Origin of the sequence: Streptomyces sp. NPDC046925, from assembly GCF_040644915.1 — a bacterium.
Lineage (GTDB): Bacteria > Actinomycetota > Actinomycetes > Streptomycetales > Streptomycetaceae > Streptomyces.
Map to the genome: position 1 here is coordinate 125,419 of NZ_JBEYWZ010000010.1, position 17,950 is coordinate 143,368.

17 protein-coding genes are annotated in these 17,950 nt (G+C 73.1%); 4 read left to right on the forward strand and 13 right to left on the reverse strand.

Features of this window, described 5'->3' with window-relative positions:
• Window positions 1-40: 40 nt before the first annotated feature.
• The 3 genes from sigK to ABZ906_RS32605 form a co-directional block, all read right to left on the reverse strand.
• Window positions 41-607: an ECF RNA polymerase sigma factor SigK gene (sigK, locus tag ABZ906_RS32595; protein WP_361183760.1), complete on the reverse strand. Its 567-nt coding sequence runs from the start codon at window positions 605-607 to the stop codon at window positions 41-43.
• A gap of 9 nt (window positions 608-616) precedes the next feature.
• Window positions 617-1,504 (reverse strand): hypothetical protein, encoded by an 888-nt coding sequence (locus tag ABZ906_RS32600; protein ID WP_361389073.1) that lies wholly within the window; start codon window positions 1,502-1,504, stop codon window positions 617-619.
• A 71-nt stretch (window positions 1,505-1,575) separates the two neighbouring features.
• Complete coding sequence (locus ABZ906_RS32605) at window positions 1,576-2,169, reverse strand: sigma-70 family RNA polymerase sigma factor (protein WP_361389076.1); 594 nt, start codon at window positions 2,167-2,169, stop codon at window positions 1,576-1,578.
• Window positions 2,170-2,344: 175 nt separating this feature from the next.
• On the opposite strand from ABZ906_RS32605, the gene ABZ906_RS32610 reads away from it, so the two are divergent.
• The 4 genes from ABZ906_RS32610 (at window position 2,345) to ABZ906_RS32625 (ending at window position 7,650) form a co-directional block, all read left to right on the forward strand.
• Window positions 2,345-3,331: a MerR family transcriptional regulator gene (locus tag ABZ906_RS32610; protein WP_361389079.1), complete on the forward strand. Its 987-nt coding sequence runs from the start codon at window positions 2,345-2,347 to the stop codon at window positions 3,329-3,331.
• 99 nt (window positions 3,332-3,430) lie between these two features.
• The gene (locus tag ABZ906_RS32615) at window positions 3,431-4,684 is read left to right on the forward strand and encodes an NAD(P)/FAD-dependent oxidoreductase (RefSeq protein ID WP_361389082.1); all 1,254 of its coding nucleotides are present in this window, start codon (window positions 3,431-3,433) and stop codon (window positions 4,682-4,684) included.
• 135 nt (window positions 4,685-4,819) lie between these two features.
• On the forward strand, window positions 4,820-6,025 hold the full coding sequence (locus ABZ906_RS32620) for a lycopene cyclase family protein (protein ID WP_361389085.1): 1,206 nt from the start codon (window positions 4,820-4,822) through the stop codon (window positions 6,023-6,025).
• A gap of 59 nt (window positions 6,026-6,084) precedes the next feature.
• Window positions 6,085-7,650, forward strand: a complete 1,566-nt coding sequence (locus ABZ906_RS32625; RefSeq protein ID WP_361389088.1) for an FAD-dependent oxidoreductase — start codon at window positions 6,085-6,087, stop codon at window positions 7,648-7,650.
• Between the two features lie 44 nt (window positions 7,651-7,694).
• Here the strand turns inward: ABZ906_RS32625 and ABZ906_RS32630 are convergent, their stop codons facing one another.
• The 10 genes from ABZ906_RS32630 to ABZ906_RS32675 all read right to left on the reverse strand — a co-directional run bounded on the left by ABZ906_RS32630 (window position 7,695) and on the right by ABZ906_RS32675 (window position 17,822).
• Window positions 7,695-8,720, reverse strand: coding sequence for a DUF5914 domain-containing protein (locus ABZ906_RS32630; RefSeq protein ID WP_361389091.1), 1,026 nt, complete (start codon window positions 8,718-8,720; stop codon window positions 7,695-7,697).
• The gene (locus ABZ906_RS32635; protein ID WP_361389094.1) at window positions 8,717-9,709 is read right to left on the reverse strand and encodes a phytoene/squalene synthase family protein; all 993 of its coding nucleotides are present in this window, start codon (window positions 9,707-9,709) and stop codon (window positions 8,717-8,719) included. Before ABZ906_RS32635 ends, ABZ906_RS32630 begins: the two co-directional genes overlap by 4 nt.
• Complete coding sequence (gene crtI, locus ABZ906_RS32640; protein ID WP_361389097.1) at window positions 9,706-11,244, reverse strand: phytoene desaturase family protein; 1,539 nt, start codon at window positions 11,242-11,244, stop codon at window positions 9,706-9,708. Before crtI ends, ABZ906_RS32635 begins: the two co-directional genes overlap by 4 nt.
• Window positions 11,241-12,416, reverse strand: a complete 1,176-nt coding sequence (locus tag ABZ906_RS32645) for a polyprenyl synthetase family protein (protein WP_361389100.1) — start codon at window positions 12,414-12,416, stop codon at window positions 11,241-11,243. Before ABZ906_RS32645 ends, crtI begins: the two co-directional genes overlap by 4 nt.
• Window positions 12,417-12,555: 139 nt before the next feature.
• A complete protein-coding gene (locus tag ABZ906_RS32650; RefSeq protein WP_361183788.1) occupies window positions 12,556-12,735 on the reverse strand; it encodes a DUF6480 family protein in 180 nt (59 codons plus the stop codon).
• A 61-nt stretch (window positions 12,736-12,796) separates the two neighbouring features.
• A complete protein-coding gene (locus tag ABZ906_RS32655; protein ID WP_361389103.1) occupies window positions 12,797-14,425 on the reverse strand; it encodes an NAD(P)/FAD-dependent oxidoreductase in 1,629 nt (542 codons plus the stop codon).
• Between the two features lie 78 nt (window positions 14,426-14,503).
• Entirely contained in the window at window positions 14,504-15,775 is a 1,272-nt protein-coding gene (locus ABZ906_RS32660; RefSeq protein WP_361389106.1) for an MFS transporter, read from the reverse strand.
• The gene (locus ABZ906_RS32665; RefSeq protein ID WP_361389109.1) at window positions 15,772-16,317 is read right to left on the reverse strand and encodes a hypothetical protein; all 546 of its coding nucleotides are present in this window, start codon (window positions 16,315-16,317) and stop codon (window positions 15,772-15,774) included. Before ABZ906_RS32665 ends, ABZ906_RS32660 begins: the two co-directional genes overlap by 4 nt.
• Window positions 16,318-16,366: 49 nt before the next feature.
• Complete coding sequence (locus ABZ906_RS32670) at window positions 16,367-17,593, reverse strand: hypothetical protein (protein WP_361389112.1); 1,227 nt, start codon at window positions 17,591-17,593, stop codon at window positions 16,367-16,369.
• 76 nt (window positions 17,594-17,669) lie between these two features.
• Entirely contained in the window at window positions 17,670-17,822 is a 153-nt protein-coding gene (locus ABZ906_RS32675; RefSeq protein WP_361183797.1) for a hypothetical protein, read from the reverse strand.
• Window positions 17,823-17,950 lie beyond the last annotated feature (128 nt).

The following is a 17,950-nucleotide window of genomic DNA, read 5'->3' on the forward strand; positions in this document are numbered from 1 at the left end:
CCTGGGTCACGCCGCGGGGCCGGCGGAGATGTCCGGCGGCCTACAGCGGCACTTTCATGCTGTCGCGCATCCTGATGAGTCCGTCTCGCAGGCGCGTCTTGACGGTGCCGAGCGGCAGCGAAAGCTGCTCGGCGATCTGCCGCGACGTCAGTCCCTCGTAGTAGGCAAGGGCCAGGCACCGCTTCTGTGGATCGGTCAGCCCGGCGAGGCAGCGCCGGACCTGCTCGTACTCGAGACGGGTCTCGACCGCTTCGCTGACCTCGTCGAACGCGGGTATACGGGCCAGCCGCGCCGCTTTGTCCTCACGGGCGCTGCGGGCGGCGGTGGAGCGGACCCGGTCCACCGCTCGCCGGTGCGCGAGGGTGAGGACCCAGTTCCTGACCGTTCCGCGGTCGTTGCGGTAGCGCTCGGCGGTGTGCCAGACCTCCACGAGGACTTCCTGGGTGATTTCCTCTGCCTGCGCTCGGTCGTGCAGCACGCTGCGGGCGACACCGAAGACCGCGGCGGCCACGGTGTCGTACAGGCAGGAGAAGGCGTCCTCGTCGCCGTGCGCCACCCGCTGCATGAGTTCGGGAAGACCGGCGTCTGCTTCTCGGCTCCTGACCATGGCTGCCGCTCACGCCCTCAGCAGCGCGACCGTGCACAGCGCGGCGACCCGGCCGGATGCCGTGACGATGACGCGTGCTCCCCCGGGCTCCGCCGCCACCTCGACCAGGGCCCCGCGCGACGGCACCGGTGCGAGCAGTTCCACCCGCAGCCCGGCCACGGCCGCGGTGGTCATGCCGCAGTTCAGGAGCGTCGCCTGGCGCGCTGCCTCCAGGACGGCCGCCGCGGGCAGCCGGGCCGGGCGGCCGGCGAGCAGGACGGGATGGGCGGGGTCCCGCGGCATGATGGCCAGGCGTCCCTGCGGGGCCCGCGCCAGCATGACGTCGGTGTCGGCTGCCGCGCCCACAACGGCCGCCGGGGGATGCAGGAGCGCGGGCAGGGGTGCCGCGGCCGGCGCGCAGGGCGGACCCGCGGGGGCGGGGCGGGCCATGCGCATGGTGCACGAGCCGAACGGCGTCCCCGCGTGCTCGTACTCGGCGGTGATGCGGTAGCCGGTGAGGCCCGGGGCGGGCGTCGCGTGGTCGCTCACGCTGACCCGGACGGTGACGTCGGTGGCGCTGCCGCGCTCGCTGGGCCATGACCGGGACCGCAGTCCCAGGCTCACGGACACGGGTTCGAGCAGGGCGGGTCCCTCCGCCGACAGGTGGAGGCGCTCCAGGGCGACGGCGATCTGGCGGGTGGACTCCACCATGAGCAGCGGATGGTGTGCCACGGCGACGGCGCGGTCGTTCAGCGGATGCAGGCGCGGCCACTGGCACTCCGCGGCGAAGCCGGTGCGGCCCAGGCGTCGCAGGGACACCACGAGCATGGACGCCATGGCGTCGAGGCCGAGCGTGCGCCAGGTCAGCGTCGCGCCGCCGGTCGCCCGGGCTGCTTGTGCCGTCGCGACGCCGTGCATGGATGTCTCCTGCCGAAGGGACCGGACGGCGCCTGCCGTGACCGGCGCGTCGGATCGCAGGTCCGGTGTCATCAGCACTGCTCGATCCTGCGGCGCAGCTGGAACAGACCGCGGCGCGCGTGGCTCTTCACGGTGCCGAGCGGCAGACCGGTGCGCTCCGAGATCTGGTGCTGCGTGAGGTCGTCGTAGAACGCCATGCGCAGCACTTCCTGCTGGCGCTGCGGGAGTCCGGCGAGCACGCCGGAGAGCAGCACGCGGTCCAGGACCCGGTCCGCCGTCTCCGGCCTGCGGTCTCCGGGTGCGGCATCGGCGGCACGGCCCGCCGCTTCGATCAGGTGCAGGCGCCGGGTGCGCGCGGCGAGCGTGTCGACGATCTTGCGCCGGGTGATGCCGACGAGCCAGGCGCCCAGCGGCCCGCGTTCGGGGTGGAATCCGGTCCGTCCCCGCCAGGCGGCGAGAAAGACCTGCTGGGTGACGTCCTCCGCTTCCCGTGCGTCGCCGAGCGAGCGGGCGGCCATGCTGTGGATCCGCGGGCTCCAGCGCCGGTAGATCGCGGCGAACGCCTGCTCGTCGGCGCTGATGAGCCCGTGGGCCAGCTCCTCGTCCGGGGCCGTCGGACCGGCCGGCGGAACGGGGCGCTGCGAGGTCTGCACGGTCGCGCTCATGGCGTCGTTCCTCCTGCGGAGCGGCGTTCGCGGGATGAGGGGTCCCGGGTTCTTGTGCGGGGGTGCCTCGGTGCTTGTGCCGGCGGTGCCTCGACCGGCTTCGGTCCTGCCATGAGTCTTGGACGCACAAACGACGCAGGCAACACGCGTCGGTTGTGCGTCGTACGCTGAGTCGGTGAGCGCGATCGAGCACGACAAGGCAGCGGGCCTGTCAACCGGTGCGGTGGCCCGGCTTCTCGGCGTCGCCCCCACCACGGTGCGTTCCTGGGACCATCGCTACGGCCTGGGCCCCGATGCCCACACCAGTGGCAGGCACCGCCGCTGGACCGCCGTGGACATCGCGCGCCTGGAACGGATGTGCACGCTGACCATGACGGGGGTGCCGCCGGCCGAAGCCGCGCGCATCGCCCTCGACGGCACGCAGCCGCCGCCGGTGCCCGCCGCCGCACCGAAGCGGCCCGCGCCCGCGCGAAGCCGTTCCGGCGCCGGTCTGCAACTCGGCGACGCGCGCCGGGAGTGCAAGGGCCTTGCCCGGGCCTCGCTGCGGCTCGATGCCCCCGCCGTGGACAAGCTCCTCGCCACGGCGATCGCCGAACACGGCCTCGTCACCGCCTGGCAGGAGGTGATCATGCCGACGCTCCAGGCGGTGGGGCGCAAGTGGGAGACCTCGGGCGAGAAGTACGTGGAGGTCGAGCACTTCCTGTCCTGGCACGTGTCGGGCGCCCTGCGCCGCAGCACCCCGCCGATCCCCGCCGGACAGGCGGCCGACCTGACGCTGCTCGCCTGCGTGCCCGGCGAGACCCACACACTGCCGCTGGAGGCGCTGGCCGCGGCCCTGGCCGAACAGGGCCTGCCGGTGCGCATGTTCGGCGCGGCCATGCCCACCCAGGCGCTGGTGGAGGCCGTACGCAGGACCGGCCCGGCGGCCATCGGGCTGTGGGCCCAGTCCCGGACCACCGCGAGCCGCCCCCTCGCACAGCACGTGGCGTCGATGGAGTGGGGCGTGCGCGGCGCACGCAGACACCCGGTCGTCCTGACGCTCGGACCCGGCTGGGCCGGTCAAGCCGTGCCCGGCCTGCCACGACCACCGGGCCTTGCCGAAGCCCTGGCGGTTCTGCGGACGGCGGCAACCGATGACGCCCGTCGGCCTGTCACGCGGTGAGCCGCACCCGCACGGTGACATCCTGACCCACCGTTGGCCCGCCGCCCCCGCGACACCGGGGCCGGCGGCGGACCGGCACACGAGACGAGGAGACAGCTGATGGCCATTCCGAACCTGTCGACCCCCGGCACAGTCGTCGTCGGTGCGGGGCTTGCCGGGCTCGCCTGCGCCCTGGACCTGTCCCGCGCCGGACAGCGGGTCACGCTCCTGGAGGCCTCCGACGCGGTCGGCGGACGGATGCGCACGGACCGGCGTGACGGCTTCCGACTCGACCGGGGCTTCCAGGTCTTCAACACCTTCTACCCGCAGGTGAAGCGACGCCTGGACCTGCGCGGGCTGCGCCTGCGCCCCTTCACCCCCGGCCTCCTCGCGCACACGCCCACCGGACCCGTACGGCTCACCGACCCGACCCGGCGCCCGCGGGAGGCGGCCCAGCTGCTGCCCGGGCGGAACCTGAGCACCCGCGATCTCGCCGCTCTCGCGGCTCTGGCGGCACGCGACACTCTCCTGCCGGCTTGGGCGCTCACCCGCGGCCAGGACGGCACCACCGCACGGGCACTGGAACGCTCCGGCCTCTCGGACCACGCCGTCGACCACGTGCTGCGGCCGTTCCTGTCGGGCGTGTTCCTCGAGACCGATCTGGAGACCTCGGCGCGCTTCTTCCACCTCGTCCTTCGCAGCATGGCACGCGGCACCCTGTGCCTGCCCTCCGACGGCATCGGCGCGGTCCCCGCGCAGCTCGCCGAAGGCCTGCCGCCCGGCGTTCTGCGCCTGGAATCACCGGTCGAGGCCATCACCGACAACGGCGTCCTCCTTGCCGACGGACACGAAGAGCCCGCCGCCAGGGTCGTCGTCGCCACCGACGCCGCAACGGCCGCGCGCCTGCTCCCCGGACTGCCCGTGCCCGACGGCCGGACCGTCACCACCTACTACCACGCCACCGACACACCCCCGCTGCCCGAACCGACCCTGGTGACCGACAGCACGCTGGCCGTCCTCAACACCTGCGTCCTCACCGAAGCCGTCCCCGGCTACGCCCCGCCCGGCACCGCGCTCGTGTCCACCTCGGTGCTCGGCGGCGACCCTCCCGGCGCGGAGGCCGCCGTACGCCGTCGACTCGCCGAGCTGTACGGCGCGGACACCGGTGCATGGACACTGATCGCCGCCTACACCATTCCGGGGGCGCTGCCCGCGATGCGCCCGCCGTGGCCGCTCAGCCGCACGACCCGCTTCGCGCCCGGACGGTACGTGTGCGGGGATCACCGGGCCACCGGGTCGGTGCAGGGCGCGCTCGCCTCCGGGACACGGGCCGCACGCGAGGTACTGGCGGATCCGGCGGGCCCGGCGCGCTGACCCGCTCGCCGCCTGCCGCATCCGCCGCGGCAGCACGGCCCGAAGAAGAACGACGGAGCCGGTCGGGCAGGCCGGGCAGGGCCCACCGCCCGGCCGCGTCATCGACGCGGGACGCCGGGAAGAGACAGGGGATGGATGCACGACACGGAGATCGCCATCGTCGGGGCGGGCGCCGCAGGCCTGTCCCTGGCCTACCGCCTCTGCTCCGCCACGACCGGTGACACCCCCGCCATCACTCTGATCGACGCCCCGCAAGGGCCGCTGCGTCCACCGGAACGGACCTGGTGCTTCTGGGAGAAGCCCGGCGGCGAATTCGACGCCGTGACGTCGGGCGGCTGGGACACCCTGCGGGTCCGCGGGCCGGACGGCACGCCCATCACCGGCTCGGCCGCTCCGCTGCGCTACAAGATGCTCCGCTCCCCCGCGTTCGAGTCCTTCGTGACCCGCCATCTCGATGCCGCACCGCAGGTGAGGCGCCTGACCGCGACCGTCCACGACGTATGCGACCTGCCGCACGGCGCGCTGGTGCGGGGCATCACCCAGCAGGGCGAACCGCTGGCCCTGCGCGCCCGATGGGTGTGCGACTCCCGCCCGCTGCCCCGGCTGCCGCCGGCCAGGACCACCCTGTTGCAGCACTTTCGCGGCTGGTTCCTGCGCGCCGACCGGCCGGTCTTCGACCCGGCGGTGGCCGACCTGATGGACTTCCGCACCGTCCAACCCGGGCACGGCCTCTCCTTCTGCTACGTCCTGCCGAGCAGCCCGTACGAGGCCTTGGTGGAGTACACGGAGTTCTCCGCCGCGGTCCTTGACGACGCGGGCTACGACCGGGCACTGCGGAGCTACGTGAGCGAGCAACTGGGCCTGGACCACGTCGAGGTACGCCGGACCGAGCAGGGTGTGATTCCCATGACGGACGCGCGTTTCCCGCACCGGGCGGGTCCCTCGGTGGTGCGCATCGGCACGGCGGGCGGCGCGACCCGCCCGTCCACCGGGTACACCTTCGCCACCATCCAGCAACAGGCCAGGGCCCTCACCACCGCCTGGTACGAACAAGGCCGCCTGCAGTCGCCGCCCGCGCACTCGCGTCGTTCGCTGGCCATGGACGCCGTCCTGCTGCGGGCCCTGGGCACCGGCCGGGTGGACGGGGCGGACTTCTTCACCCGTCTCTTCGGCCACGTGCCGATGGAGCGGCTGCTGCGCTTCCTGGACGGCGCCACCCGCTGGGACGAGGACATGCGCATCGGACTGCACACGCCGGTGGGCCCGATGCTGCGCACCGCGGCCGAACTGCCCTGGCTGCGCCGTCGGCCGCCGGGCCCGACGACACAGCGGCCCGGCTGACCACACACCGCGGACGCACACCGACCACCGACCACCTACGACAGAGGGAGAAGGCCGACATGCCCGTGCCGGGTCACCGCAATCGGCAGCAGCACGTGGTCCGGCGCGGCCGTGACCGACGCGCCCGCACCCTGATGGGGCCCGCCGGGCTTGCGCGGGTGCGGGGACAGGCGCCGCGGGCCGCGGTCATCGGCGGCGGGATCGCCGGCCTCGCCGCGGCGACGGCGCTGGCGGAACGGGGAGTCAAGGTCACCCTGTACGAACGCCGGCCCCAGCTCGGCGGCCGCCTGGCGGGCTGGCCGGTGGAACTCTCCGACGGCTCCGGCGCGACGATGAGCCGCGGCTTTCATGCCTTCTTCCGGCAGTACTACAACCTCCGGGGCCTCCTGCGGCGCGCCGACCCGGGGCTGCGCATGCTCACCGCCCTGCCCGACTACCCCCTGCAACACAGCGCGGGGCTCAGGGACAGCTTCGCCCGCGTCCCGCGCACACCCCCCTGGAGCGCACTGGGATTCGTCGCCCAGAGCCCCACCTTCGGCCTGCGCGACCTCGCCCGGATGAACGCGCGGGCGGCCCTGCCCCTCCTCGACATCCGGGTGCCCGACGTCTACGAGCAGCTGGACGGGATCAGCGCCCGTGACCTGCTTGACCGCATCCGATTCCCGCAGGCCGCCCACCACTTGGCCTTCGAGGTCTTCTCCCGCAGCTTCTTCGCCGACCCCCGCGAACTCTCCGCGGCCGAACTGGCCCTGATGTTCCACATCTACTTCCTCGGCTCCAGCGAAGGCCTCCTGTTCGACGTCCCCAACGAGCCCTTCCCGGCCGCGCTGTGGGAACCGCTGGCCGGATACCTGGCCGGTCACGGGGCCGAACTGCGCACCGGTGAGAGCGTCGAGAGCATCCGGCCGGGCCGCCACGGCGGCTCACACGTCATGACCGGGGACACCGAGAGTCTTTACGACGCTGTGGTCCTGGCGCTCGACACCCCCGGTCTGCAACACCTGGTCGCCCGATCCCCGCAACTCGCCGACGAGGAGTGGCGGGAGAAGGTCCGGCAACTGCGCGTCGCGCCCGCGTTCCTGGTCTCCCGGCTCTGGCTCGATCGCCCGGTCTCCGCCGACCGGCCCGGTTTCCTGGGGACCAGTGGCTATGGCTGCCTGGACAATGTGAGCGTGCTGGAGCGCTGGGAGGGCGAGGCCGCACGATGGTCCGCCCGCAGCGGTGGATCCGTCGTCGAACTGCACGCCTACGCCACGGACCCGCAGGCGCAGCGCCCGGCCCAACAGGACTCCCTGCTGGCCGAGTTGCACCGCGTCTACCCCGAGACGCGCGAGGCGAAGGTCCTCGACTCCTGCCACGAATGGAACGCCGACTGCCCGCTGTTTCCCGTCGGCGGCTACGCCGACAGGCCCGGGGTACGCACTCCGGATCCCACCGTCACCCTGGCGGGCGACCTGGTGCGCACCGACCTGCCGGTCGCCTTGATGGAACGGGCGGCCACCACGGGCTTCCTCGCCGCCAACGCGCTCCTCGCGCAGTGGGGTTTGCGCGGTCAGACGCTGTGGACGGTGCCGGACAAGGGCCGCACGGGCTTGCTGCGCACCCTGAACCGCCTGTTCGGCTGAGGAACCGGCCGGTCGAGCCGCACGCTGCGGCGGCCCGGGCGTGTCTAGCCCGGGAACCGGCCGGTACTGCGCAGTGCCCAGCGGCGCTCCGCGTAGGCGAGGTCGTCACGCCACAGACGTGCCGCGGTGGCACGCATCAAGGGACGCAGCGCCGGTGCCGCCGCCCGGGCGAGGGCGAAGCCGCGGCGGTGTGACGCGGCGACGACCGCCTCGATGACCGCGGTGCGCGGTCTCCCCCGGGCGTCGGGTGCCATCGGCGTGGCATGGGTCTCGACGACCGAGCCGTGCCCTTCCCCTTCGGTGATGTGCATGACCACCGTGCGTGGTTCGGGCGCGGTGAACACCGCGCGCACCGGGACGACGGCCCGGCCGGCCACCTTGAAGGAGACGTCGACGGCGAACGCGTCCTCGGCCTGCTCGCCTCCGCTGTCCGGCTCGCCGGGCCGGTCCACCACGGTGAGGTCCACGAACGAGTAGGGGTGGAACCACGCGCCGTGCCAGGGGTCGAGGCGGTTGGCGACGACGTCTTCGGGTTCGCAGATCCCGGACGTCTCATAGACGGCCGCGACGGCCCGTGCCGGATCCGGCCGGGCCGGCACCACCGGCCGCTCCAGCGGCTGTTCGCCCCCGATCTGATCGAGCCTGACCCAGAGCAGTACGCCGTCGTCGAACGCCGGATAGGGCTCCCAGCCCGCGGTGGCCCCTCCGTCGAAGGCCATGCCGTGCCAGTGGCAGATGAGCGTGCCGCAGTGGACCGGGCTGTCCTTGAGCGGAGCCCCCAGGTGGGGGCAGCCGCCCGGCCCCGCCCGGAGCACTCCCCGCGCATCGCGCCAGGCGACGACCTCGACACCGCCGATGCTCCGGCCGAGCGGCCGGTGCGCGCTCAGGGCCGCCGAGCCGCCCAGGACGTACCAGTTGCCCGAGGGCCGGGCTTGCGCCCGTTTCAGCGCCGCGGAGATGATGCCCGGTTTCGCCTCGCGCCAGGTCGGCCGCTGGCGCTCCCAGGGAGTGGGACGGCGCCGCAGCCGCAGGGGGGTGCGTCCGGCGCCGGGGGCACGGCCGTCTTTCACGCGGTCTCCTTCAACGGGAGCGCCCGGGCGACGGGTACGGGCGCGCCATGGGTGCGGGCCCGGGCGAGGCGGGCGAGGGCGAGGCGGACCAGGCCGTCACCGGCCACCGCCGCCCGGTGCCGGCGGGGGACGACCGCACGGCGGTGCAGCACCGCGTACCCGTCGTCGGCGATGGCGTCCAGGATGCCGCCGTACAGCACGAAGGCGGTGCGGATACAGGGCCGGGACACAGGAGCGAGCATGGCGATGCCGGGTGCCGCCTGGCGGTAGACGTCGCGGGTGAGGTGCGCGGCGGTCTTGAGCATGGCGGTGATGCGCCGGTCGCCGGTTGCGGTGTCGCGGCTCCACTGCAACAGGCCGCGGTCCACGCCGTGGGCGGCCAGCAGGTCAAGGGGCAGGTAGAGGCGGCCGCGGTCGAGGTCCTCGCCGACGTCCCTGAGGAAGTTGGTCAGCTGGAAGGCCACCCCGAGTGCGGCGGCGTGCGGTTCGGCCTCCGCGCGGGGGACCACCGTGCCGAGCACGGGCAGCATCTGCAGTCCGATGACCGCGGCGGATCCGTGCATGTAAGCGCGCAGCGCCGCGTAGTCGGCGTACTCGCTGACCTCCAAGTCGCTGCGCATGGAGCGCAGGAAGTCGGTGAAGTGCCGCGATTCGATGGCATAGCGGGCGGCGGTGTCGGCGAGCGCGGCCACCACCGGCTGGTCGCCGGTTCCGTGGCGCAGCGATGCGGTCAGATGGTGCTCGAGCCGGTGCAGCGCGGCGGAGCGCTCGGCGGTGGTGGCCGTGGAATCCATGTCGTCGACGATGTCGTCGGCCCAGCGGGCGAATCCGTACAGGGCGTGCACGGCGGGCCGGTGCACGACGGGCAGCAGCCGGGTGGCGAGGAAGTACGTCTTGCCGTGGCGTGCGTTCAGGTGACGGCAGCGTGCGTAGGCGGTGCGCAGGTGCGGGTCGGTGATGCCTGCGGCGTCCAATTCCCGGCGGGTCATACGGCGGGTCCTTTCGTGGCCGGGCCCGCCGCCCGGGAACGTGCCCGCGACGGGTGCCCCGCTCCGGTCACACGGGCTGCGGCCAGCTTTCCCGAGAGCAGCACGGTCGGCACGCCGACGCCCGGCGTGGTGCCGCAGCCCGCGAGGACGGCGTTGGAGGTGCCGCGCACCAGGTTGGCGGGCCGGAAGGGGCCGGTCTGCGCAAACGTGTGGGCGGCGGAGAAGGGTGAACCGGCGGCGTGTCCCTGCGCGGTCCAGTCGGCGGGAGTCACCAGGCACTCTTCCTGTACGGCGGCGCCGAATCCGTCGAGCCCGCGCCGCTCGAGCCGGCGCAGCAGGCTGTCGCGGTAGCGCGGCGCCAGGTCGCGCCACTCGCGCGCGCCCGCGCCGATGTCGGTGTTGGGGCAGGGCGCGAGGACGTAGTGCAGATGGCGGCCGGGAGGTGCCAGCGCGGGATCGGTCGCCGTGGGCCGGGTGATGAGCAGCGAGGGGTCGCTCATCAGGCGCCCGGTGCGGGTCAGCTCCGTGAAGGTGTCCTTCCATGCGGCGCCGAAGGACAGGGTGTGGTGGGCCAGTTGGGGCCAGGTGCGGTCGGTTCCCGCGTGCAGGACGACCGCGGACGGGGCGTGGCGCAGGGCGACGGGACGCCGCGGGCGGCGGGCGAGCAGCCGGTAGGCGACCGGCAGGTCCGGGGTGAGCACCACGGCGTCGCAGGGGATCCGCCCGCGGTCGGTGATGACGGCGGTGATCCGCTCGCCGGAGCGTTCCAGGCGTGTCACGTCGTGCTCGAAGCGCAGGTCGCCCCCTGCGTCGGCGGCGGCTTGCGCCATGGCCCGGGGCAGGGCGTGCATGCCGCCTCTGGGGAAGTAGACCCCGGCGACGGTGTCCATGTAGGCGATGACCGCGTAGGCGGCCAGGGCGCGGGCCGGCGGGACTCCCGCGTACAGCGCCTGGAAGGTGAAGACGCGCCGCAGCCGCTCGTCGGCGAGGAAACGTCCGACGCGGGCGTCCAGTCGGCCGAAGCCGCCCAGTACCGCGAGGCGGGCGAGATCGGGGGTCAGCAGGCCCAGCGGGGAGTCGAAGTTCGTGTCGATGAACCGGCGCATCTGCACCCGGTAGAGGCGCTCGAGCCAGCGGCGCAGCCGACGGTAGCCCAGGGCGTCGCGTGCTCCCGCGAAGCGGGCGATCTCGGCTTCCATCGCCTGCGCACCGGTGTGGACGTCCAGCGTGCTGCCGTCGGCGAAGCAGGCGCGGTATGCCGGATGCAGGGGGACCAGGTCCACGCGGTCGGCGAGTCGCTCGCCGACCGCGGCGAAGGCTTCCTCCGCGATGTCCGGCATGGTCATCACGGTCGGTCCGGTGTCGATCCGGTAGCCGCCCTGCTCCAGCAGGCCCGCACGTCCGCCGGGCGTCGCGGCGCGTTCCACGACCGTCACCCGGCGTCCGGCCCCCAGCAGGTGCAGGGCGGCCGACAGGCCGGACAGGCCCGCTCCGACGACCACGACATGATCGGTCGGCCCTTGCAGTGTCCTCATCGATGGCTCGCTTCGGCGAAGGGCCGCATGTCGTCGGTGGTGCGATCGCCGCCTGCCGCGGTGCAGAACATCTCCCGCAGGTGTGCGGCCGCGGGGCGCGCGAGGGCCGCGCGGTCCAGGTGCCGGACGCTCTGGGCGAGCAGCCGGCGAATCCTGGTCTCGACCAGGTCGCGGGCGCCGGTTTCCACCAGGGCGCCGCGCACGCGCTCCAGGTCCTCTTCCGTGAGTGCGTGGCCGCCTCCCACGCGGGTGTCGAGGACTTCGAGCAGGGCACGGTTGCCGGTGGCTTCGGCGCGGGCCCTGGCCATCGTCAGGAGGTAGGTGACCTTGCCTTCCCTGATGTCGTCGCCGGAGGGCTTGCCGGTGTGCTCCGGGTCGCTGAAGACGCCCTGCAGATCGTCCCGCAGTTGGAAGGCGATGCCCGCGCAGCGTCCGGCGGAGCAGAGGGCGCGGGTGGTCCGCTCGTCGGCTCCGGCCAGCGCGGCGCCCAGGGCCAGCGGCCGTTCCACGGAGTAGAGGCCGCTCTTGAGCGTGGCGGTCTTGACGGCCAGGGGCATGGAGCGGGAGCCCGTGGTCTGCCCGTACAGGTCGAGGTACTGGCCGGCGACCATCTCCGAGCGCATCGCCTGCCACAGTCCGCGCACCTGCGCGGCGGTGCCGACCGGCAGCCGTGTGTCGGCCACGATGTCGTCGGCCCAGGCCAGGGCCAGATCGCCGACGAGGATGGCGGCACCGGTGCCGAATGTCGCGCCGGGTCCCGGCGGGCGGGCGGCGTGCTGTGCCGCCAGGTCGACGTGGACGGCGGGCCTGCCGCGGCGCACCGGTGAACCGTCCATCACGTCGTCGTGGACCAGTGCGCACGTCTGGATGAGTTCGAGTCCCGCCCCCAGACGCAGGGCGGCCTCGGTGCCCGCCGCGTCGGCCGGGCCCCCGCAGGCCCGCAGGCCCCACCACAGAAACCGCGAGCGCATGCGCTTGCCGCCGTCCAGGGTGAAGCGGGCGACACGCTCGCCCACGCCCCTGGCGAAGGCGGCGTCGATCGCGACCGCCGCCGCGAGCCGCTCCCGGAGGATTTCGTGCAGGGTGCGCCCGACCGCGGCGGCGACGTCGAAGTCGACCGCAGGCGGGTGCCCGCCGGTGACGGGTGGTGCCTCCGTCCAGGTGCGGCGCATCGCAGTCCCTCTCATGGCGCGTCGGGTGGGGCTTCTGCGTATTCCCCGCGGACACGCCGGGCGGATGCACCTATTGGCCCATCCGTGTGAGGGAGCGGGTGGCCCGTCCGTGTGAGGGACCGGGCCGGAGGAGCCCGCCTCAGAATCCCGCGATGCGGGCGACGAAGAATGCGGCTATCAGCACAGCGCCGCACACGATGAGCGCGAGCCACACGGAAGGGTGCTCCCAGAGGCCGCCGTCGGATCGCTCCTGGTGCGCCTCGGCGATCGACCCTTCTGCGGGCGGCGTCTCCGTGGGTGGGACACGTGAATCCGTCATGCCTTCATGGTCCCTCGCAGGGTGCCGCAGCGCATATCGGGCTTCCTTGGGCTACGTCGGGCTACGTCCTCACGAACCCGCGGTATCCGTCCCGGGCGGCCGCGTCGCACTGTGCCCGGTAGCGGTCGAGGCCGCCGGTGTAGGCCAGGAACACCCGGGGCTTGCCCGGTACGTTCGCACCCGTGTACCAGGAGGCGACGGCCGGGTAGAGCGTCTGCCCGGCGAGGTCGGCGACGTGGGCGCACCACTCCTCCTCGGCGTCCGCCGAAGCGTCGATCTCGGTCAGGCCGCCCGCTCGCAGGTGTGCGACGCAGTCGGTGATCCACTCCACGTGCTGTTCGATGGCCACCACCGCGTTGCTGAGCACGGACGGGCTCAGCGGGCCGATGACGGTGAAGAGGTTCGGGAAGCCGGACGACAGGAGGCCCAGATGGTTGCGGGGCCCGTCGGCCCACTTCTCCCGGAGCGTCGTGCCGCCCTTGCCGACGATGTCGATCGCGACCTGCGATCCGGTCATGGCGTCGAAGCCGGTGGCGAAGACGATGACGTCGACGGCGTGCTCCCGCTCCGAGGTCTTGACGCCGCTCGGCGTGATCCCCACGATCGGTGTCTCGGCGAGGTCCACGACGCCGACGTGCGGCTTGTTGTACGTGGCGTAGTAACCGGTGTCCAGGCAGGGACGTTTGGTGCCGTAGGGCAGGCCGCGCGGTGACAGCGTCTCGGCCGTCCCGGGGTCGCTGACGATCGAGCGGATCTTGGAGCGGACGAATTCGGCGACGGTCTCGTTGGCGTCCGCGTCGACGAGGATGTCGTTGTACGTCCGCAGCAGGCCGCTGAGCAGGCCGGACTCCCAGGCCGCCGCGTAGGTCGCGGTGCGCTCGGCGTCGTCGGCCTCCAGGGCGGAGCGGGTGGGCGGGTCGAAGACGGTGCCGCCCCTGGACTGCCGCTGGGCGATGCGGAACTGCGGGTAGCGCGCCTTCAGTTCGGCGTTCTCCTCGGCGGACAGCGGGCGGTTACGGGCGGGGTGCGCGTAGACCGGGGTGCGCTGGAAGACGGTGACGGCGGCGGCCTGTTCGGCGATGAGCGGGATGGCCTGGACGCCGGAGCAGCCGGTGCCGATGACCGCGACCCGCCGGCCGGTGAGGTCGACGCCCTCGTGCGGCCAGTCCGCGGTGTGCAGGGCCTGCCCCTCGAAGGAGGCCGCGCCGGGGATGTCCGGCTCCTTGACGGCCGACATGCAGCCGGTGGCCAGGACGACGAACCGGGTGGTGAGCTGCTCCCCCGTGTCCGTGGTGACCTGCCAGAGGTGGTCGTCCTCGGCGTACACCGCCCGGGTCACGCGGGTGCTCAGCGTGATGTCCTGCCGCAGCCCGAAGCGGTCCGCGACGTGGTGGAGGTAGCGCAGGAGTTCCGGCTGCGTGGCGTACCGCTCGCTCCACTCCCATTCCTGGTCGAGGTCGGGCGAGAAGGAGTAGGAGTACGACGTGCTCTCGATGTCGCAGCGCGCGCCGGGGTAGCGGTTGCGGTGCCACGTGCCGCCGATGTCGTCGCATGCCTCGAAGACGCGTACCGACAGGCCCAGTTCACGCAGCTGGTACAGCTGGTACAGGCCGGAGAAGCCCGCCCCGACCACGACGGCGTCGAGCTGCGGTGCGGTGGCCCGGGGAGGGGATGGGGGGACGCTGGGCATGCCGTTCTCCTGACGGGTCGCTGACGGCCGTGGGGCCCGGGTGGGCCGGGGCACGCCACTGAGGGGACGCGGGGTGGGTCAACTCGCGGTGGCGCTCGCGGCGTTGCGGCGCGGGCGGGCGGCGCGGGCCGTGAGGGGGATCACCGCGAGCGCGAGCACTCCGCCGCAGACGGCGAGTAGCGGGTAGCTGCCGCCGGCCACGACGAGGCCGGAGACCAGGCCGCCGGTGGCTCCGGCGAGCGACATCCCGACGTCGACAAGTCCTTGCGTGGAGGCCCGTGAATCTGCGGGCGCCGCCTCCGCGACCATGGCGGTGCCGCTGACGAGCGCCATGTTCCAGCCGATGCCGAGCAGCACGAGCGCGGTGCCGAGCAGGGCGGCTCCCACGGCTCCGGTGGGCGGTGCGAGCGCGGCCAGGAGACCGGCGGTGAGCAGCACGCCGCCGGAGGACGCGGCCACGGGCAGGCTTCCGATCCGGTCCACCACGAGGCCGGTCAACGGCGAGGGCAGGAACATGGCGCCCACGTGCAGGCCGATCACGACCCCGGCCAGCTCTGTGCTGTGCCCGTGGTGGGTCAGGTGCACCGGGGTCATCGTCATGATGGCGATCATCACGAGCTGCCCGCTGATCATCACGGCCGCTCCGGTGACGACGCCGGGTCCGATCCGGCGCACGGGCCGCTCCCCCGCCTGCGGCCCTGCGGCGTACGGCTGTTGGCTCCGGGCGAGCAGGAGCGGATCGGGGCGCAGCCAGAGGGCGACGACGAGGGCGGCGGCCGTGTAGGCGACGGCGGCGAGCAGGAAGGGGCCGGTGAGGCGGGGCAGGCCGAGGGATTCGGCGAGGGTGCCGGTGGGGCCGACCAGGGCGGGCCCGGCCACCGCGCCGAGTGTGGTGGCCAGGAGCACGGTGCCGGTGGCGCGACCGCGTTTTTCTGGCGGTGCGAGGTCGGTTCCGGCGTACCGGGCGAGCAGGCCGGTGACCGTGCCCGCGCCGTACACGAAGAGGGCGATCAGGAGCAGGGGTACGGTGCGGGACCAGGCGGCGACGATCACGCCGATGCTGCCCAGGGCGGCGGCCGCGTGCCCGAGGGAGAGTCCCGGGCGGCGTCCCCACCGCTCGGAGATGCGGCCGACGAGCAGGGCGCCGAGCGCGCCTCCCGCGGTGAACAGGGCCACCGGCAGTCCGGCGAAGCCGGTGGAGCCGAACAGGTCCTGCGCAAGGAGCGCGCCGACGGTGATGCCCGCGGCCATTCCGGCGCCGCCCAGGGCCTGCGAGGCGACGAGGACGGTCAGGACGCGGCGTTGCACCTCGGGGCCGGCGACCTGCGCGGCGGGGGCCTCCGATGTCACGCGTCGGGCCCGTCGGAGGGGTTCAGGGCGGAGATCTCGACCAGGCTCATGCCCATCTCCTGGTGGAGGAAGCGGACGATGGTCCAGTGCGGGAGCGCGTCCTCGTCGAACGGGCCGAACGCGGCGGTGTAGAGCGGGATCCAGCGCAGGGCTTCCTCCGCCGCGACCCGGCGTCGCTCGTCGGCCCGGTCGCCGCCGTCGCCGCTTTCCCCGCCCTGGTAGTCGGTGTAGGCGATGCTGCGGTGGTGGATGAAGTGCCCGCCGGGCAGGTGCTGTTCGCACAGCTCCCGGTACTCGCGGGTCTGCAGGATGAGGAAGTGCCAGATCTCGTCGATCTCCTGCTCCACCGGCAGGAACAGTCCGCCGAGCCGGTCGGGATGGCGGGAGACCAGGTACAGATAGCGCAGACACTCGCGCACCTGGTGCTCGACGTGTGCACGGTCGTGTTCCGTCTTCGCGGTGAAGTACCCGACGGCTTCCCCGTACAGGGCGCTGCCCAGGAGGTCTTCGGCGGTGGGGGCGGGGCGTGCTGATGTGGTCACGGTGCGGGGTCCTGTTCGGGCGTGAGGGACGGTGGTCGGCGCGCGTCGGTCAGGAGGGACGCACCAGCCAGACGTACTTGCCGGAGTGCCCGATCGGCAGGTGGGTGCGGTGCTCCGGATGACAGGTGCGGCCGGTGAGTTCACCGACGAGCCCCGCGAGGTGCTCCGTCTGCGCCGCGGCGAGCGGGATGCCGTCGAAGGTCGTGTAGCGCAGGACGGCGTCGTCGGAGGTCTCGGACAGGCGCAGTTGGGCGAGGAAGACGCGGTCGGACGCGTCGTGGACGCGGGCGTCGAGGTCGGCCTGGGCGACGGGTCCGCCCGGTGTGTCGAGCAGTTCCTTCTCGCGGCCGCAGAAGGCCGCGATGCGCCCGGGGTCGGCGGAGCCGTCGAAGGTGCGCACGCAGTCGCCGGAGCGGTAGCGCACGAGCGGCATGAAGGGGTTGCGCAGGCTGGTGACGATGAGGCCGTGGATTTGGCTGCCGGGAGCGACGGGGATGAGCTCGATGCTCATGTCCTCCAGGTGCGGGCGGTAGCGGCCGGTCCGTGGGTCGCTGGAGTAGAGGTAGCCCAGTTCGGTGCTGCCGAAGAGGTCCACGACGGGGCAGTCGAAGTGCTTCTGGAGCAGGGCGCGTACGTTCAGCGGGGTGTACTCGTAGGCGTGGACGATGCTGCCCGGCTGCGGGAACTCGTCCCACAGCCCCCAGTCGTCCACCTTCCGCACGAGGTGGGCGAGGTGGTAGCCCGAGCAGTCCAGGTGGTAGGTGCCGGTGGGGTGGGCGTCGCTGATCGCGCGGATCTCGGCGAGCATGCGGCGGACCTCCGCCCGGTCCCAGTCGGCCGGGTCGAGGGTGTTGTTGAGGTACAGCGTGCGGTCGTCGAGCCAGCGCTCTCCCGGCGTCGCGCCCGGCTTCTTGGCGTTGACGCGGGCGACGTGCTCGGTGGCGAGCACGGTGGTCAGGGAGATGCGCTTGGCGCCCGCCTCCCAGGTGGCGCGCAGGTCGGGGTGTTCGCTCCACAGCCGGTAGTAGGAGCGGAGCAGGAAGTACGGCGGCCGGATCAGCTGCATCCGGGCGTGGTTGGTGCCGGTCGACAGGACGTACTCCGCCTGGCCCGCCTCGAGCGCCGCGGCGAGTCCGGGCGTCATCCAGTTGTCCGGGAAGCCACGGGCGATCTCGGTCTTCTCCAGGATCGGGAAGTCTCCCCTGTCGACGGACGCGCGGTAGATCGGGATGTCCCGGACCCGGTCGACGACGTGCGGGCTGGGCAGCGGACTCATGTGTGCTCCGTGGGGGTGGCGGGCCGGGCCGCCGCCGGCAAGGGACGGCGGCGGCCCGGGCGCGGGCGGGCGTGGGTCAGGAGATACAGCCGCTCTTGCCGGCGACGCTGATGCATCCGGCCTTCGGGGCGGCGCTGATGCAGCCGTCCTTGGCGCCCTGTGCCGAGTTCGCGGCCACCCACTTCGACCAGTTGGTGTCCTGGGTCATCTGCTTGATGAGCTTGTCCATACGGACCTCCTCGAGTGCCGGGGAATTGCGGAACGGGCAACGAAATGGATCTTCGTCGACCGGGATTCGAAGGTAAAGATATGGTCAATCGCATGTCAAGGGATGGTCAAGCCGGGTGGCTCGAAATG

Excerpts from the sequence above, each read along its gene's own strand:
- ABZ906_RS32675 (WP_361183797.1), bottom strand. The coding sequence starts at position 17,822 with ATGGACAAGCTCATCAAGCAGATGACCCAGGACACCAACTGGTCGAAG.
- ABZ906_RS32650 (WP_361183788.1), bottom strand. The coding sequence starts at position 12,735 with ATGACGGATTCACGTGTCCCACCCACGGAGACGCCGCCCGCAGAAGGG.
- ABZ906_RS32600 (WP_361389073.1), bottom strand. The coding sequence starts at position 1,504 with ATGCACGGCGTCGCGACGGCACAAGCAGCCCGGGCGACCGGCGGCGCG.
- ABZ906_RS32670 (WP_361389112.1), bottom strand. The coding sequence starts at position 17,593 with ATGAGTCCGCTGCCCAGCCCGCACGTCGTCGACCGGGTCCGGGACATC.
- ABZ906_RS32625 (WP_361389088.1), top strand. The coding sequence starts at position 6,085 with ATGCCCGTGCCGGGTCACCGCAATCGGCAGCAGCACGTGGTCCGGCGC.
- crtI (WP_361389097.1), bottom strand. The coding sequence starts at position 11,244 with ATGAGGACACTGCAAGGGCCGACCGATCATGTCGTGGTCGTCGGAGCG.
- ABZ906_RS32615 (WP_361389082.1), top strand. The coding sequence starts at position 3,431 with ATGGCCATTCCGAACCTGTCGACCCCCGGCACAGTCGTCGTCGGTGCG.
- ABZ906_RS32645 (WP_361389100.1), bottom strand. The coding sequence starts at position 12,416 with ATGCGCCGCACCTGGACGGAGGCACCACCCGTCACCGGCGGGCACCCG.
- sigK (WP_361183760.1), bottom strand. The coding sequence starts at position 607 with ATGGTCAGGAGCCGAGAAGCAGACGCCGGTCTTCCCGAACTCATGCAG.
- ABZ906_RS32620 (WP_361389085.1), top strand. The coding sequence starts at position 4,820 with ATGCACGACACGGAGATCGCCATCGTCGGGGCGGGCGCCGCAGGCCTG.
- ABZ906_RS32635 (WP_361389094.1), bottom strand. The coding sequence starts at position 9,709 with ATGACCCGCCGGGAATTGGACGCCGCAGGCATCACCGACCCGCACCTG.
- ABZ906_RS32655 (WP_361389103.1), bottom strand. The coding sequence starts at position 14,425 with ATGCCCAGCGTCCCCCCATCCCCTCCCCGGGCCACCGCACCGCAGCTC.
- ABZ906_RS32605 (WP_361389076.1), bottom strand. The coding sequence starts at position 2,169 with ATGAGCGCGACCGTGCAGACCTCGCAGCGCCCCGTTCCGCCGGCCGGT.